The 15,584-nt window shown below is 58.7% G+C and carries 16 protein-coding genes and 1 pseudogene; 9 read left to right on the top strand and 8 right to left on the bottom strand.

From position 1 onward, the window contains the following. Window positions 1–130 precede the first annotated feature (130 nt). On the bottom strand, window positions 131–337 hold the full coding sequence (locus tag GH656_RS01170; protein WP_153074207.1) for a hypothetical protein: 207 nt from the start codon (window positions 335–337) through the stop codon (window positions 131–133). 34 nt (window positions 338–371) lie between these two features. Between GH656_RS01170 and GH656_RS01165 the strand changes: the two genes are divergently transcribed. The 3 genes from GH656_RS01165 to GH656_RS01155 are packed head-to-tail and all read left to right on the top strand — an operon-like array spanning window position 372 to window position 3,668. Beyond that, complete coding sequence (locus tag GH656_RS01165; RefSeq protein ID WP_153074206.1) at window positions 372–1,649, top strand: hypothetical protein; 1,278 nt, start codon at window positions 372–374, stop codon at window positions 1,647–1,649. Continuing rightward, window positions 1,642–2,205, top strand: a complete 564-nt coding sequence (locus GH656_RS01160) for a glycine-rich domain-containing protein (RefSeq protein WP_217352209.1) — start codon at window positions 1,642–1,644, stop codon at window positions 2,203–2,205. Before GH656_RS01165 ends, GH656_RS01160 begins: the two co-directional genes overlap by 8 nt. An 8-nt stretch (window positions 2,206–2,213) precedes the next feature. Continuing rightward, window positions 2,214–3,668, top strand: coding sequence for an MFS transporter (locus GH656_RS01155; RefSeq protein WP_153074205.1), 1,455 nt, complete (start codon window positions 2,214–2,216; stop codon window positions 3,666–3,668). Between the two features lie 9 nt (window positions 3,669–3,677). Here the strand turns inward: GH656_RS01155 and GH656_RS01150 are convergent, their stop codons facing one another. Together GH656_RS01150 and GH656_RS01145 are read right to left on the bottom strand one after the other, a co-directional pair. Next, window positions 3,678–5,312, bottom strand: a complete 1,635-nt coding sequence (locus GH656_RS01150) for a GMC family oxidoreductase (protein ID WP_153074204.1) — start codon at window positions 5,310–5,312, stop codon at window positions 3,678–3,680. Window positions 5,313–5,315: 3 nt separating this feature from the next. Beyond that, window positions 5,316–6,839 carry a CoA-acylating methylmalonate-semialdehyde dehydrogenase gene (locus GH656_RS01145; protein ID WP_153074203.1) on the bottom strand — a complete coding sequence of 508 codons (1,524 nt, stop codon included), beginning with the start codon at window positions 6,837–6,839 and terminating at the stop codon, window positions 5,316–5,318. A gap of 187 nt (window positions 6,840–7,026) precedes the next feature. Here GH656_RS01145 and GH656_RS01140 point away from each other — a divergent pair, with 187 nt between their 5' ends. Together GH656_RS01140 and GH656_RS01135 are read left to right on the top strand one after the other, a co-directional pair. Continuing rightward, window positions 7,027–7,926: a LysR family transcriptional regulator gene (locus GH656_RS01140; RefSeq protein WP_153074202.1), complete on the top strand. Its 900-nt coding sequence runs from the start codon at window positions 7,027–7,029 to the stop codon at window positions 7,924–7,926. Between the two features lie 122 nt (window positions 7,927–8,048). Beyond that, the gene (locus tag GH656_RS01135) at window positions 8,049–8,579 is read left to right on the top strand and encodes a class IV adenylate cyclase (protein ID WP_153074201.1); all 531 of its coding nucleotides are present in this window, start codon (window positions 8,049–8,051) and stop codon (window positions 8,577–8,579) included. A gap of 43 nt (window positions 8,580–8,622) precedes the next feature. Here GH656_RS01135 and GH656_RS01130 read toward each other — a convergent pair whose 3' ends face one another. Further along, window positions 8,623–9,120: an Lrp/AsnC family transcriptional regulator gene (locus tag GH656_RS01130; RefSeq protein WP_153074200.1), complete on the bottom strand. Its 498-nt coding sequence runs from the start codon at window positions 9,118–9,120 to the stop codon at window positions 8,623–8,625. A gap of 138 nt (window positions 9,121–9,258) precedes the next feature. Between GH656_RS01130 and phhA the strand changes: the two genes are divergently transcribed. Then, window positions 9,259–10,155, top strand: a complete 897-nt coding sequence (gene phhA, locus GH656_RS01125; RefSeq protein ID WP_153076505.1) for a phenylalanine 4-monooxygenase — start codon at window positions 9,259–9,261, stop codon at window positions 10,153–10,155. Window positions 10,156–10,216: 61 nt separating this feature from the next. Further along, on the top strand, window positions 10,217–10,522 hold the full coding sequence (locus GH656_RS01120; RefSeq protein WP_153074199.1) for a 4a-hydroxytetrahydrobiopterin dehydratase: 306 nt from the start codon (window positions 10,217–10,219) through the stop codon (window positions 10,520–10,522). A 144-nt stretch (window positions 10,523–10,666) separates the two neighbouring features. On the opposite strand, the pseudogene GH656_RS01115 reads toward GH656_RS01120, so the two are convergent. Then, a pseudogene (locus tag GH656_RS01115) lies at window positions 10,667–10,808 on the bottom strand (DUF3717 domain-containing protein). A 154-nt stretch (window positions 10,809–10,962) separates the two neighbouring features. Here GH656_RS01115 and GH656_RS01110 point away from each other — a divergent pair. Continuing rightward, window positions 10,963–11,649: a response regulator gene (locus tag GH656_RS01110; protein ID WP_153074198.1), complete on the top strand. Its 687-nt coding sequence runs from the start codon at window positions 10,963–10,965 to the stop codon at window positions 11,647–11,649. A 199-nt stretch (window positions 11,650–11,848) separates the two neighbouring features. Next, window positions 11,849–13,345, top strand: coding sequence for a sensor histidine kinase (locus GH656_RS01105; RefSeq protein ID WP_153074197.1), 1,497 nt, complete (start codon window positions 11,849–11,851; stop codon window positions 13,343–13,345). A gap of 101 nt (window positions 13,346–13,446) precedes the next feature. On the opposite strand, the gene GH656_RS01100 is transcribed toward GH656_RS01105, so the two are convergent. From GH656_RS01100 to GH656_RS01090, 3 genes are all read right to left on the bottom strand, one after another. Beyond that, window positions 13,447–13,929, bottom strand: coding sequence for an SET domain-containing protein (locus GH656_RS01100; protein ID WP_153074196.1), 483 nt, complete (start codon window positions 13,927–13,929; stop codon window positions 13,447–13,449). A gap of 127 nt (window positions 13,930–14,056) precedes the next feature. Then, the gene (locus GH656_RS01095) at window positions 14,057–14,770 is read right to left on the bottom strand and encodes an MOSC domain-containing protein (RefSeq protein ID WP_153074195.1); all 714 of its coding nucleotides are present in this window, start codon (window positions 14,768–14,770) and stop codon (window positions 14,057–14,059) included. Next, the gene (locus GH656_RS01090) at window positions 14,767–15,483 is read right to left on the bottom strand and encodes a glutamine amidotransferase (RefSeq protein WP_153074194.1); all 717 of its coding nucleotides are present in this window, start codon (window positions 15,481–15,483) and stop codon (window positions 14,767–14,769) included. The genes GH656_RS01095 and GH656_RS01090 overlap by 4 nt, the downstream gene beginning before the upstream one ends. Window positions 15,484–15,584 lie beyond the last annotated feature (101 nt).

Here is a 15,584-nt window from a genome sequence, read left to right as displayed (position 1 = left end):
ATTTTACGCTCAGGAAGATTTAAAACAGGCGAAGGCAAAACTCAGCATGCTTTTATTCTCCGGGTACGGGTAATAAAGCGCTTTTCCACCAGCATTTTATTTATGGGCAAATCACTATGAAAAATCTCGTTCAGGCCATCGCACAAAATAACCTTTGGGCTAAATGGATAGCCGCCAACTCGGCAACAAAAACCGGCTGCGTCTGCGTCACCAGCACGGGCAAAACCGGCTGTGTCTGCATCACCAACCCGGGCAGCAGCGCCAAATCTGGCTGCATTTCATAAGCAGCAGCTAACCTGACGTGCCTGGGGCAAGTTGCTCCAGGCGCAACTTCCATTTCTGGCCCTCTATTTTTCACGCGCAAAATTTCGATGAAGCTTGATAATCAGCCATCTTCAGAAATGATTGATCTGGTAAAGCACATTCCGCTATATCAGGATGCCATTCAGAAAAAATATTTCCCTATTCTGGAGAAAGCTGAAATTGCTCGTGATTTTCCAGAAAACTGGATGACGCCGCAACTTGAAAACGCTTTAAGCACGGGCAAGGCTGAATATATTCTCTCGACCGGAACCAACCATGCTCGCATGCACCTTATCCGGCCACCGTATTTTCTGCTGCATTCTTATTACCAGCTCTGGAGTGAACATCCAGATATTGCATTCACATGGCAACAAAACTGCCAACGCGTCTCTATTACCACGGTCATGGCCACCGAACACGTTATCCGGGTTAATGCGCGCCAATCCAGCACCCGGGTAAATCCTGATGCTCACCCCGCTCTGGAACCACGCCGGCTCGACGCGCGCACGCTCTATCTAAACCAGCAAGCTGACCCGGCGTTATGGAGCAAAAGCGAAGTTGAATGCATGCTCAGCGAAATTGCGCTGATCCGGCAAACTCATCCGCAGGGCTGGTATCACCTGGATTGCTCAAGCTACTACCTGGCTCACCTGCTACGAAAAATCAGCCGCTTTGGGCTGCAACACGAGTTCCATCCGCCTGCCAGCATCATTCACGCTTACGAATACACGCCGCGCAATGTGCGGCGTTTCCTGCTGCAGCGGTTTGACTGCCCGGTCGTTGATCTCGTTGGCAGCACTGAACTTGGCTATATCTACTACAGCGACTGCCAGGGAAATTACTCGCCCTATCTAGGCCAGATGCAGGCTGAACTGCTGCCAGTCAGCGGCAACCGCTCGATTTACAGCCTGATTGTGTCCAGCGTGCGCAATCCGTATATGCCACTGATCCGCTATCGCTCGGGCGACTGCGTGCAAACCACTGATGGCTCCGCCAATCCAGAAAAAATCGCGCGCTTTTGCGGCCGCGAGAAAGAACTGCTGAGTCTGGATAGTGGCCTTTTCGCGCATGGCAATTTCGATGACTGGATCAGCGAAGCATCGGCGGAAATTTTCCTGTACCAGTTGCATCTGCTGGATGCGCCGCAAGCACAACTGCGCTACACCACCTTCGATGAGCAGCCCATCCCGGCTGACGCTGCAGCGGCGTTACAGCACCGGATCGCACAAACCACCGGGCTCGACTGCACGCTCGAACACTGCAGCCATATTCCAATCGGAAGATCCGGCAAATACGTCTGGCTCACCCGAGCCGGGCAAAACCGTGAGAAGGAAGCGCATGTCTAGCATGTCTACGCAAACGTCACCCATCCAGGATGAACGCTATCCATGGCTCGATGCACCACTGTTCGACGAAACCGTGCAGCACGTGATCCAGCAAACCGGCGTCACGCCAGCCATTGCACAGCGCCAGGTGATTGAGTGCCTGCGTTACCTGTATCTGATCTCACGCCACCGCGAGCAGCTAGGCGGCCTCTTTTTGCCCGTCGAACAGGCTATCGACGAAATCTGGCACTACCTGATCCTGCAAACCCGTGAATACCGCGAGCTCTGCGAAGAGCGTCTGCCAGGCCGCTTCTTCATCCATCACCGCAGCCTGCCGTATGACACCTATCAGCAAACACCCGAGCGAGAACAGTTGATTGCCGAATCGTTACGCTGGCTGCCGTTGTATCGGGAAGCGTTCGGGCCGTTCGATAAAGAAGCGTTGCCGCACTGGACGATGGTCCGGTTTCTGCACGAAGAAATGGGCTTGTCGCTCCAGCAAATCGCCATGCTTGATGCCGAAGCTGATGCCGGCATCGAAGCCAATGCTGATGCAAACCCTGTCACGGCTGCGTGACTTGATTGATGGCATCGTCCGCCAGCCCCGTCCCGCTCTCACCTCGCGCCAGCACCCTGGGCGTTGCCTCTGCACTGGTACTCATCTGCCAGTTGATGATTACGCTGGACTCCACCGTTCTATACGCCGCACTACCGCAGATTCACGCGAGCTTTGCGTTTTCGCTCGCCAGCCTTTCCTGGGTGCAAAACGCCTATGCGTTAGCGTTCGGCGGCTGCATGCTGCTCGGTGCGCGCCTGGGCGATGTGCTTGGCCGCCGCCGAGTGCTGCTGCTGGCTATCGCCGCCTTTACGCTCGCCTCGCTGGGTGCTGGGCTGGCTCAATCTGCCGCATGGCTGCTCAGCGCGCGTGCCGTTCAAGGACTCGCCGCTGCCTGTGCCGCCCCTGCCGCACTGGCCTTTCTGATGGATTTTTCGCCCCATGGCCCTGAACGCATCCGCGCCATCAGCTTTTACACCGCCGTGTCGGGCGCAGGCAGCGCAATCGGACTTGTGCTTGGTGGCCTGATGACCGACGCGTGGTCATGGCGTTCTGTTCTGCTGATTAACCTGCCTGTCGGGGCGATGCTGCTCTTGCTCGCGCCGCGCTATCTGCCCCAGCAGCCAGCGCACAGCGCAGGCCGTACGTGCAGCACGTTTGGCACGTTCAGCCGCTTCGACCTCAGTGGTGCGATCACCGGAACCCTGGCGATGACGACGTTGGTCTACAGCTTCATCTATGCGGCCACACCAGGCTTTCGCGGCCTGCAACTAGCGCTGCTGTTCTGTACCGGCAGTGGCCTGCTGCTTGCGTTCATCCTGATTGAACAACGCGCGGCGCAAGCTCTACTGCCGTTGCGGCTGTTCGCCTGTGGCAGACGCTCTGCTGCATATCTGTGCCGGACACTGATGATTGGCGGCATGCTAGGCACCTTCTTCTTTCTGATGCAGTACGTCCAGGCTGTGCGCGGCTATAGCGCGTTTCAGGCCGGTCTCGCCTTCGTGCCGTTAGCACTGACCCAATGCCTCACAGTGATTTTGGTGGTACCGAAACTTACGCGGCGTATCGGTTCGACAGCGCTGCTGGCTCTCGGTCTTTGCGCTGTTCTGAGTGGCATGGCGTGGTTAAGCCAGATCACTTACCAGTCGTCGTTTTTCCCGCAGATCTTTCTGCCCACGATCCTGCTCGGCCTCGGCACCGGCGCGGCACTGGTTCCGCTCACCAGTGCGGGTATGAGCGGCATCGCAGCGCAGGACACCGGTGCCGCTTCGGGCCTGATTAACGTCACCCATCATGTCGGTGGTTCATTAGGCACCGCCATCATCGTCACAATTGCCGGTCTCACCGGCAGCCCCGCTGCGGACCTCACTGTCCAGGCTGCGCTGACCCATGCGGTTGCGACCTCGGCTATGGTCTCGGCGGGGCTGATGGGGCTTGCGCTGCTTGTCACGTGCGTTTTCCTGCGTGAGCCGAGCACCGTCTGAGCCCGGCCGCTAACGCTCCGCGCGCAGCAAGTCAGCAGCGCGTTCGGCAATCATCAGCGTTGGCGCATTCGTATTGCCAGAAGTAATCACCGGCATCACCGATGCATCCACCACACGCAGGCCCGTCACCCCACGCACGCGCAAATGTGAATCGACCACCGCCAGCGGATCATCCCGATGCCCCATGCGGCAAGTGCCAACAGGATGAAAAATCGTCGTGCCAAGCTCGCTCGCCGCCTGCTGAAGTTCGGCTTCAGTCTGATACTCGATGCCGGGCCTCAACTCTTGTGGCTGATAACGCGCCAGCGCGGGAGCCGCCACGATCCGCCGCGCCAGACGCAACGCGTTAGCCGCCACCTGACGATCTTCCGCCGTGGCCAGGTAATTGGGTGCAATCAACGGCGGTGCGTAAGAATCGGGCGACGCGATATGCACGCTGCCGCGCGACGTTGGGCGCAATGGGCACACTGACGCAGTAAACGCGTTGAAGCGATGTAATGGCTCGCCGAAACGCTCCAGCGATAACGGCTGTACGTGAAACTCCAGATCAGGCCGGCCAGCCGCCGGACCCACCACGTCAGAACAGGCAAACGCACCAAGCTGCGACGGTGCCATCGACATCGCACCGCGCCGCAGCAGCGCATATTCCAGCGCAATCCGCGCCTTACCCCACCAGTGCGCCGAAACTGTATTCAGTGTTGGCACCCCGCTCACGCGAAACGCCATCCTTAATTGCAAGTGATCCTGAAGATTCTCACCGACACCTGGCAGCTCGTGAATCACCTCAATCCCAAGCGCTCGCAAACGCTCACCTGCGCCAATCCCGGACAGCTCCAGCAATTGCGGCGAATTCACCGCTCCCGCGCTAAGCAGCACCTCGCGGCGCGCGTGAACGCTCAGGTCAACCCCATCGCAGCGATACTTCACCCCACTGCACCGCCGTCCTTCGAACAACAACTGTTGAGTCTGCGCATGGGTGCGCACCGTCAGGTTCGCGCGCTTGAGCGCGGGACGTAAAAACGCTTTGGCAGCACTCCAGCGCACGCCGCGCTTCTGGTTCACCTCGAAGTAACCCACACCCGTGTTGTCGCCTCGATTGAAATCATCGGTGGCGGGCAGCCCCATTTGCTGCGCGGCCTCAGCGAAAGTCTCAAGAATCTTCCACCTCAGGCGTTGCCGTTCGACCCGCCATGGCCCGCCCGCTCCATGCCACGCGCTAGTGCCGCCGTAGTGATCCTCGCTGCGCCGGAACACCGGCAGCACCGCCTCCCACGACCAGCCCGCATCCTGCGTAATGCGCGCCCATTCGTCGTAATCCTCACGCTGGCCGCGCATGTAAATCATGCCGTTGATCGACGAACTGCCGCCCAGCACACGGCCACGCGGATAACCCAGCGAGCGCCCGTTCAAACCAGGTTGTGCCTGCGTTTGATACAGCCAGTCGGTGCGGGGATTACCGATGCAGTACAGATACCCCACCGGCACGTGAATCCATGGGTAGTTATCTTTTCCGCCCGCTTCGAGCAGCAGCACCGAAACCGTCGGGTCTTCGCTCAAGCGATTGGCCAGCACACAACCCGCCGTACCGGCACCCACTACGATGTAATCGAACATCTCGGCACTCGCGCCATGCATGTGCCGCATCACTTAACTGGCGACCGGCATGGTGAACTCAGCACCCTTGGCGATGCTGTCTGGCCAGCGCTGCATCACGCTCTTGTAACGCGTGTAAAAACGCAGACCTTCTTCGCCATAAGCATGGTGATCGCCAAACAGCGAACGCTTCCAGCCGCCAAACGAATGCCATGCCATCGGCACTGGAATCGGCACGTTGATGCCCACCATGCCAACCTGAATCTGCCGCGCAAACGCCCGCGCGATACCGCCATCCGAGGTGAAGCATGAAACCCCGTTGGCAAACTCATGCGCATTGACCAGCGCAACAGCCGCCGCGAAATCCGGCACACGCACGACGCACAGCACCGGTCCGAAAATTTCTTCCTGATAGATCGTCATTCCGGTCTGCACCTGATCGAACAGCGTGCCGCCCAGAAAAAATCCGCGCTCATGCAGCGCCACCTGATGACCCCGGCCATCCACCACCAGCCTGGCACCCTCAGTGATGCCCGCCTGGATATACCCCTCCACCTTCGCCCGATGTGCAGCGCTCACCAGCGGGCCCATTTCGGCATCGGCATCAAGGCCGTTGCGGATTTTCAGCGCTTGCACGCGAGGCGTCAGCCGTTCGACCAGTTCATCCGCAACCGGGCCCACGGCCACCGCCACTGAAATCGCCATGCAACGCTCCCCTGCCGAGCCATATGCCGCCCCCATCAACGCATCCACCACCTGATCGAGATCAGCATCCGGCATCACCACCAGATGATTCTTTGCCCCGCCCAGCGCCTGCACACGTTTGCCGCGTTTCGTGCCTTCGGTGTAGATATATTCAGCAATCGGCGTCGAGCCGACAAACGACAACGCACTGATCCCCGGATGCGCGAGCAAGGCATCGACTGCGACCTTGTCGCCATGCACCACGTTGAATACGCCATCGGGCAAGCCCGCCTCCTTGAACAGTTCAGCCAGACGGATCGCAGCCGATGGATCGCGCTCCGATGGTTTCAGCACGAAGGTATTGCCGCAGGCCAGCGCCAGCGGAAACATCCAGCACGGCACCATCATCGGAAAGTTGAATGGCGTCACGCCCGCCACGACGCCCAGTGGCTGACGCAAATTCCAGTTATCAATCCCCCCGCCGATCTGGTCGGTAAAGGCGGTTTTCAGCAGGTTGGGAATGCCACAAGCGAATTCGACGATCTCGATGCCGCGCATCACCTCGCCATGGGCATCGGAGCGCACCTTGCCATGCTCCCGTGTAATCAGCTCGGCTAGCTCATCGTGATGACGGTCCAATAGCTCCTTGAACTTGAACAACACCCGGGCTCGCTTGATTGGTGCCGTTTCGCTCCATGCCGGGAAAGCCGCTTGCGCCGCCGCCACCGCCGCATCGACCTCCGCAACATGCGCCAGCGGCACCCGCGCAGTCACATCGCCCAGCGCCGGGTTGAAAACTTCGCCGAAACGCGTGCTGGTTCCGGCTACTGCCTGACCGTTGATGAAGTGCGTCAGCGTGCGCAACTGCGTGTCGCGTTGATGGGTTTCGCTCATCGTGTCTATCCTCGTTGTATTGATCGAATGCGCTCCGGCACCAGGCATCTGCACGACATCGGCATCACCACGACATCACCAGCCAGCGCATAAAAAATCGTGTGTGCCGTGCAGCGTAAGCGGCAACACACCAGGAAATCCAATGAGTTCCGCTCAGGTGCGATATAAGCCGCGCTAATATCAAGATATGGACCTGAATCTTCTCCGGGCATTTGTCACCGTCGCACGCGAAGGCAATCTGACCCGTGCCGCCACCCATCTGCATCTGACCCAGCCAGCCGTGAGCCTGCAAATCAAGCATTTGCAAAGCGCGCTGGGCGTGATGCTTTTCACCCGCACCTCACACGGGCTGGTGCTGACACGTGATGGCCAAACGCTGCTGCCGCATGCCGAACGGGCGCTGGGGGCGGTGTACGAGGTCCAGCGGGCGGCGACCGCGCTGCACCATGAAGTGCGTGGCCGGCTGCGGATCGGCACCATCCTGGATCCGGCGTTCTTGCGGCTAGGGGGATTTTTAAAGCAGCTGGTGGAAACCTGGCCACACATTGAAACCGCACTACGCCATGGCATGTCCGGCTGGGTGCTGGACCAGATTCGCGCTGGCGAACTCGACGTCGGGTATTACATCGGCCAGCCTGGCGACGATGGGGCACGCAACGCCGAGGCCTTCCATACGCTGACACTCACGCACTTTCAGTACCGCGTGCTCGCTCCGGCAGGCTGGCGTGAGCGCGTGAAAGAAGCCCACGACTGGCGTGCACTGGCCGCACTGCCATGGATCTGGACGCCACCCGCATCAGCCCACCATCGGCTGCTCTCGCAGCGTTTCGCTGAAGCCGGTGTCACGCCAGTTAAAGTTGCGGAGGTCGATCAGGAACCCTCGATGCTAGACCTGCTCAAATCGGGCATCGGTCTAACACTGGTGCGCGATGCAACCGCGATTGCTGAAGCTCATACCCATGCCCTCACGATTGTCGAAGGCATCACGGTGCCCACCCAGCTCAGCTTCATCACCCTGGCCGCGCGCATCCAGGAGCCGCCTGTCGCAGCAGCGCTCAAACTCATCGAGCAGCAATGGGCGATATGAGCGGGGCTCATAATGGCCGCACTGTTGCCGGTATTTTTTGCCAGACCGAACGCCGGGTTGCACCTGTATCAATCAAAGTGACCACCCGATCATCCGACCACTCCTATTCAACAGGAATCCATATGGCTCGCAACATTGAAATCAAAGCGCGTGCGCGGCATTTTGAACAGCTTCGGGAGCGTGCCGCCGAACTCTCGCCGGAAGCCCCGCTTACGTTTCGCCAGCAGGATTTTTTCTATGAAGTGCCACGCGGACGCCTGAAGCTGCGCCAGTTCGATGACGGCACTCCGGCCGAGCTGATCTTCTATCAACGCGACGACCGCGATGGCCCTAAAGCGTCGTACTACACCCGCAGCCCGGTTACGAACCCCGAAGCCATGCATGCGCTGCTCGCCACCGCGCTCACCACGAGCGGTATCGTCACCAAGGAACGCCAGGTGTATCTCGCGGGACGCACACGAATTCACCTCGACCGCGTGGATGGCCTGGGCGATTTCATTGAACTGGAAGTGGTTCTGGCACAGAACGACGATGAGGCCAGCGGCCAGGCGGAAGCCCGCGCGATGTTCGACAAACTCGGCGTGGCCGAAACCGATCTGGTGGCTGTGGCCTACGTCGATTTGCTCAAACGGGGCGACACACCCGCAGCTTGATTCACACCCGGCGCAGCCTCAGCTCATGCCTCCGCATGGGATCTCATGTGCCAGAGGAGGCCGCGCCGGGAGTCAAATGCCCGAGCGGCAGCGGGCCATTGCGCTTGAAGGTGGTCAGCACGATATTCGAGCGCACGCTGTCTACGCCGGGCACACGCATCAATTTCTTCATGACGAACGCTGAAAGCGCATTCAGATCTGGCGCAACAATGCGCAGCAGGTAATCCGCATCACCCACCACCGCATGGCATTCGAGCACTTCGGGCAGCACCTCGATTTGCTGCTGAAACTGCTCGATGATTGAATCGCCGTGATGCTTGAGCTTGAGACTCGTAAACGCGGTCACACCCAGCCCCAGTTTTTCTGGCCTCAGCATCACCCGGTATCCCTCCACCACCCCCACCGCTTCCAGCCGCTGCAAGCGCCGGCCGATCTGCGACGGCGACAGCGGCACCTCTTCTCCCAGCTGTTGATGTGTCGCACGGCCAAAGCGCTGGAGCACCTCCAGAAGCGCCAGATCAAAGTGATCGAGTTCAAACATGATTTATTTCCGTATTAAAGGTGGCTTTTGTGCGTGATTGTCGCATGCACAAAAGAAAACCCGCTATCTTTGCGCCCTTCCCGCAGATACTCCGCTTTAAACTGGCGAGACTCCACGCATCCAGGGCAACGCCCCATCATCTCCATGCAACTCACCGCGAAACTCCAGGAACAATTCGCTGCCGGCCTTCAGACCCGCGCCGATTTCACCCTTGAACAACCGTTCGATCAGTACACCCCGGTAGATCACGCGGTGTGGAACCAGTTGTATACGCGCCAAACCGAGTTGCTCAAAGGCCGTGCCTGCGAGGCCTTTCTCGCGGGCGTCGAACGGCTGAATCTCGCGCCCGGAAAAGTGCCGTCATTCGCTGACGTCAATGCGCGGCTGATGCCCGTCACTGGCTGGGAGATCGTCGCGGTACCAGGACTCGTGCCCGATCAAGTGTTCTTCGAGCATCTGGCACACCGGCGCTTTCCGGTCACATGGTGGATGCGCCGCCCGGATCAGCTCGATTACCTGCAAGAGCCGGACTGCTTTCATGACCTGTTTGGTCATGTGCCATTGCTGATCGACCCGGCCTTCGCTGATTACATGCACGCCTACGGCCGTGCAGCGCTTGCCGCGAGCATCGTTGACGCGCGCTCCCTCCCCCTGCTCGCCAGGCTGTACTGGTACACCGTGGAATTCGGTCTCGTGCGCGATACCGCCAGCCCGAACGGCGTAAAAATCTACGGCGCGGGCATCGTCTCCAGTAAAGGCGAAACGGTATACAGCCAGCAAAGCGACGCGCCCAACCGGCTCGCCTTCAATCTTGCCCGCGTGATGCAAACCCGCTACAGGATCGACACTTTCCAGAAAACCTACTTCGTCATCGACGATTTCAAACAGTTGTTTGATGTCGCGCAAACCGATTTCGCCGCGCTGCTCGCCCAACTGAGTCACACGGATTCGTTTGCTGCCGGTGAGATCCGGCATGGCGACCAGGTCATCACACGCGGCACCCAGGAAGGCTGGCCCACCGACGCAGATCTTTAAACCACCACCTCAGCCCAGCGCTCACTAGCACTGATATTCAACTGCACTACGAGGCAACCCTATGACATCCAAGTTAAGCGACGAACAACGCACCCAGCTACTGACACCGTTAACCGAATGGCATCTCGTACCCGGCCGCGATGCGATCCAGCGCAATTTACGTTTTGCTGATTTCAATGAGGCGTTTGGTTTTATGACGCGCGTCGCCATCAAAGCCCAGGAAATGAATCATCACCCTGAGTGGTTCAACGTCTACAACACGCTAGACATCACACTTTCAACGCACGATGTAGATGGCCTGAGCGAACGCGATATCAAACTGGCGCGTTTTATCGATGCGTTGGCAAGCGGCACGCATAACGCATAAAAAATATGAAGCGCAGGCTAAAAGCCAGCGCTAACCAGCCGATCCAGCAGGCTGCAGCAAAAACGAAAGCTATTTGCAGGCAATCGGGCGGCGTTGCCTGCATTTCTACAAGCTGCCGTTCAACACCCCGTAAGAATTCTCTATCTACGGGCTCATCCTGGGCAAAGCTTCCAGCGGCAGTGTTGCGCGACGCTGTACAATCAGCAGCGCATATGGCTTGGAGAGCGCGCTCTTGCTCCCGGCACAGCATCAGTTCGTTACCGCATCACGGTGAACGGGCCCGCAAGAAGTTGAGCGCAGCGTCCGGTCCGTTACTTCGTTAATCGAAATATCGCACCAGCTTTTGCCATCAGCGAATCGCGGTATCGCATGCTGCGTGTCGCGCGCTTTGGCAAACCGCATTCCAGAAACTGCTAACCCCTCGTACTTGAGCGAATTCCATGCGACTCCTCCTGATCGAAGATGACCGCCCCATCGCGCGCGGCATTCAAAGCACTCTTGAACAAGCTGGTTTTACGGTCGACATGGTTCATGACGGCATTTTTGCAGAGCAAGCTCTCACGCAAAACCGCCACGAACTCGTGATTCTCGACCTAGGCTTGCCAGGCATTGACGGTATGACCTTGCTGTCGCGTTTCCGCCAAACCAACCGCCATACGCCCGTCATCATCCTCACCGCCCGTGACGAACTGAACGACCGGGTTCAGGGCCTTAACTCCGGCGCGGACGATTACCTGCTCAAACCGTTCGAACCCGCTGAACTCGAAGCCCGCATCCGCGCAGTGATGCGCCGCAGCGGCCCGCACAGCGATACGCCGCGTCCGGAAGTCACGCTGGGCGGTGTCCGCCTGTCCGGTGTCGACCGGCGCATCTTCAACGAAGACAAGCCGCTTGAACTCTCGCCACGTGAATTCGCTGTGCTCGAAATGCTGATGCTGCGCCATGGCCGCGTCGTGAGCAAAGCGCAGTTGCAAGACCATCTGACGCATTTCGGCGGCGATCTCGGCGACACCGCGATTGAGGTCTACATCCACCGCGTGCGTAAAAAGCTCGAGCAGTGCCGGATCGAAATCGTGACAGTCCGTGGCTTCGGCTACCTGCTGCAGGAAATTCGCCTCACCATCTAGATGATGCTGACGCCGGACAAGACGACCCTGATGTTTCATCATCCCGTCTCCCCGGCTGTTATTAGCAAGTTTGTGCGCCGCCGTTTGCTCTCAAACGGCGGCGCAGCCCATTCAAGGTTGCTCGCTACAAGCTCCGCACCGGCACGCTTGCCGCTGGTTCATCCGCCGTCCCCGCCACACCTCCCCACTTCATCCGTCTATGGCCTATCCCGCCGCTAATAGCTTGCGTCGCACGCTGCTACGGCGCCTTGCCGCGCCACTCTCCCTGCTTGCGCTAATGAGCGGCCTGATCGCTTACTGGCTTGCCTGGCAATACACACAAGATCTCGTCGACCGTTCCCTGGCAGATCTCGCCACGGCGGTGTCGAAGCAGATCCAGATTGCCGGGCCCGACGCGGCGCGCACTGTCCCGCCGCTCGCACAAGCGATGTTCTCCGATCCCCAGGACCAGTTGTCGTATCGCATTACAAACGGCAAAACAGAAATCGCGGGGGACCCCACGCTACCGCTGCAAGGCAACAATCTGCGGCGCAAGCATTACGCGTTTGTTTTCGAAGCAGAGCACAACGATGCCTCGGTGCGCGTCGCCCAGATCCGGGTCGAGCAGATGGATGGACCGCCAATTCTGGTGGAAGTCGCACAGCCGGTCGGGCATCGCCTGCGCATTGCTGCCGAATTTTTAGTCGCCATCATGATGCCGCTGCTATTGCTGCTGCTCGCGGGCTGGGCCATCGTCTGGCGCGTGGTGAACCAGCAGCTCAATCCGCTGACACGCCTCGCGGATCAACTCAACCGGCAAACGCATACGTCACTGGAACCGGTTGATGAAGCGCTGGTCCCGGTCGAAATCCAGCCGCTAACGCACGCGCTTAATGCGTTACTTGAACGCCTTAAAGCCGCACTCGAAGCGCAACGCAAATTTATCGCTGATGCTGCGCATCAGTTACGCACCCCACTGACGGCCGTCAAGTTGCATGCCGAACAGGCAGCCCTGGCACGCGAACCAGAACAGGTGCAGCAAGCCGTCCATGAACTACGGGCAGCAGCGAACCGGGCAGTACGGTTATCCAATCAACTCTTGTCCTTGGCACGAGCAGAACCGGCTGAGCAAGCAGCGCGTTTCGTCAACATCGACATGGCCGCGCTAGCCTTCGAAACCGGTGCGGAATGGGTTCCCCGTGCGCTGGCAACAGGCGTTGACCTGGGTTTCCAGCGCTTGGATGCCAGCGCCAGTGCTACGCCACTGATTGCACTTGGCAACCCCGTGCTGCTACACGAAGTCATCGCCAACCTGCTGGACAACGCTTTGAAATACGTGCCGCCTTCACGCTCAGGCGATGGCCGCATCACGCTGACCGTCGCCCGGACGGTAATCGACGCCCAGGCGTTTGCCGAGGTTGTCGTAGAAGACAACGGCAACGGCGTACCCGCGAATCAACTGGCGGATCTTTTCGAGCGCTTTTTCCGGGGCGATGGGCAAAACGATGGCAGTTGCGATAGCGGCGCTGGCCTTGGGCTTGCGATCGTCCGGGACATCATGGCGCTGCATCGCGGCAGCATCCATTACGAAGACGCACCCGCCGGTGGAGCACGCTTTATCGTCCGGATTCCACTGGCGACTCAACCTGCTGCGGAGGTATCCGCTTCTGCCGTTCCTGGCGATCAGAATCGCTGGGGGAATCAAGACCAGGCATAAAAAAACCGGCGTCAGTTCACACTCGCCGGTTTCTGTATTGCGTTCAATCGCGGGTGGCCCTTGCAGCAAAGCCATCCAGTCACGCGCACACATTACGTCTTCTACTGATTCTTTTTGCTGGATTTTTTACTGGGCTTGTCAGGTTCTGCCAGCATCGTGCCGCGACACTTGCTTGCGCCACAACGGCATTCGTATTCCCGTTTGAGTTTTTTCGTCTGGCGGGCGTCGATCACCAGGCCATAGTCATAAAACAGTTCTTCACCAGCGGGCACGTCGCGCAACGCATGGATATGCACCCTGCCATTAACCTCTTCCGCTTCGCAATTCGGCGCGCATGAATGGTTGATCCAGCGTGCGCTATTGCCATGGATTTTGCCGTCGATCACGTCCCCGGTATCCAGCGCAAAGTAAAACGTATGGTTCGGTTCGTCTGGATTATGGGGATGACGCCGCAGCGCTTCTTTCCATGAAATTCGCTCGCCTTTGTATTCAATCAGACGCTCACCGGCGCTCAACGGCTCAAGGGCAAATACACCTTTACCGTGTACGCCTGAACGACGCACACCGATCCTGCGTGAGCTCATGGAATGAATCCTTGTGATGAACGGGAATGATTAAATGCGCCAGCCTATGCCATTTACGGCTTAAGGTTTGCCAAACCTTAAGCGAAGGAATCGGCATCCTACACGGTAGCGCTGGCCAGATTCAACCTTAGTCCGCCGTGGGTGTATCAAGCCGGCTAGCCCATGACTCAACCTGACGGCTTGCCACGCGTTTAGCTGCAGTGGCCCGCCATGATGGCGTTAGCACCGCCAGACTCGCCATTGCGGCAAGTGAGTCATAGTCATCGCGCTCGACATACAGCACGCGTAACAGGCGTTCAATCGGCCACTCTGAATGAGGCCGCGCCAGCCGTTCGAACGAATCGCCTGCGCCAATCTCACCGGCTTCCAGCACGCGGTAATACCAGCCGGTCCGATGTGTGTCCTGTACCCGCCTGGACATGTCTGCCCGGTCAAAACGCACATTGAGTTTCCAGCATGGTTGCCGTGGCTGGGATACCTGAATCAGCGCGCCACCGATGCGGTACACGTCCCCCACGCAAACGCTCGCTTCGGTCAGGCCTGTTGTGCTGAGGTTTTCACCAAAGGCGCCAGGCTGCGTGAGTCGCACCAGTCCAGTTTCACCGGCTTGCCACTCATCGCGCCATAGCGCGTAGTGATCAAACGGGTAATGATGCAAAGCCTTTTCAAGCCCGCCATGGTGTCTTTTATCCGCTTGCTCGTCGCCGTGAAGGCCAGTTTCCGCCAGCCATAACCGCTGATTCACAGGATGTTTGTCAATCGCGCTCAGCTTGCCGGGCCCGCCGAGGGGGGCAATGACCCCGGTCAGCACCGTATCAACCATCCACCTTGCTTCGCTCATGGCTTCGCTACCGCTTGCTGATCCAGCCATTCGCCAAACATCAAACGCACGCCAGCTTCAAGCGCAGGAGCCAACTGCGCTGTCTGCGCCCGCAACTGCGGCACATTGATACCCGCGCTCGCTAGCTCGCTGGCATGACCAATTAGCCAGGGCTCGAAACGGTCCGCTCTGATTTCAGGGTGGCACTGCAGGCCAAGGACGTGATTTTTCCAGGAGAACGCCTGGTTTTCGCACACGGGTGTGGAAGCAAGATGGGTTGCGCCAGCAGGCAAATCGAAAGTATCGCCATGCCAGTGCAGCATTGAGGTTTTTGCGCCGTCTAGATGCCGGAGTGGCGATGCCCGCCCCGCATCGGTAAGTGTCAACGGTGTCCAGCCTATTTCCGTATGACCCGAGGGATAGACCCTCGCACCCAGCGCACGGGCAATTAGTTGAGCCCCGAGACAAATACCCAGTGTTGGCAAACCCGCTGCAATACGTTTTTCGATCATCAACGCTAAAGGCTTGAGGGCCGGATAGTTCGCATCGTCGCAAGCGTTGATCGGCCCGCCAAGCACCACCATCAATGATGGTGCCAACGGATCAGGTGCCTCAATCCGGGCAAATCCAACATCGAGGTAACGTACGGGCCAGCCACGCTCACCCAGCACGCGCTCAAGACTGCCCAAATCTTCGAAGTGAACATGGCGCACAGCCAGAGCTTCGTGATTCATCAGCAGTTCCCACTATTCAGGTTGACCAGGAATACGCCACCTGTGGCAGCGCAAAACGAAATCCCGGGAGATGAAACAACCATCACCCGGGACTTCAGCCT

Origin of the sequence: Paraburkholderia bonniea, from assembly GCF_009455625.1 — a bacterium.
GTDB lineage: Bacteria > Pseudomonadota > Gammaproteobacteria > Burkholderiales > Burkholderiaceae > Paraburkholderia > Paraburkholderia bonniea.
Note: the sequence above shows the minus strand (reverse complement) of the source record. Positions and strands in the feature narration are given on the sequence as shown.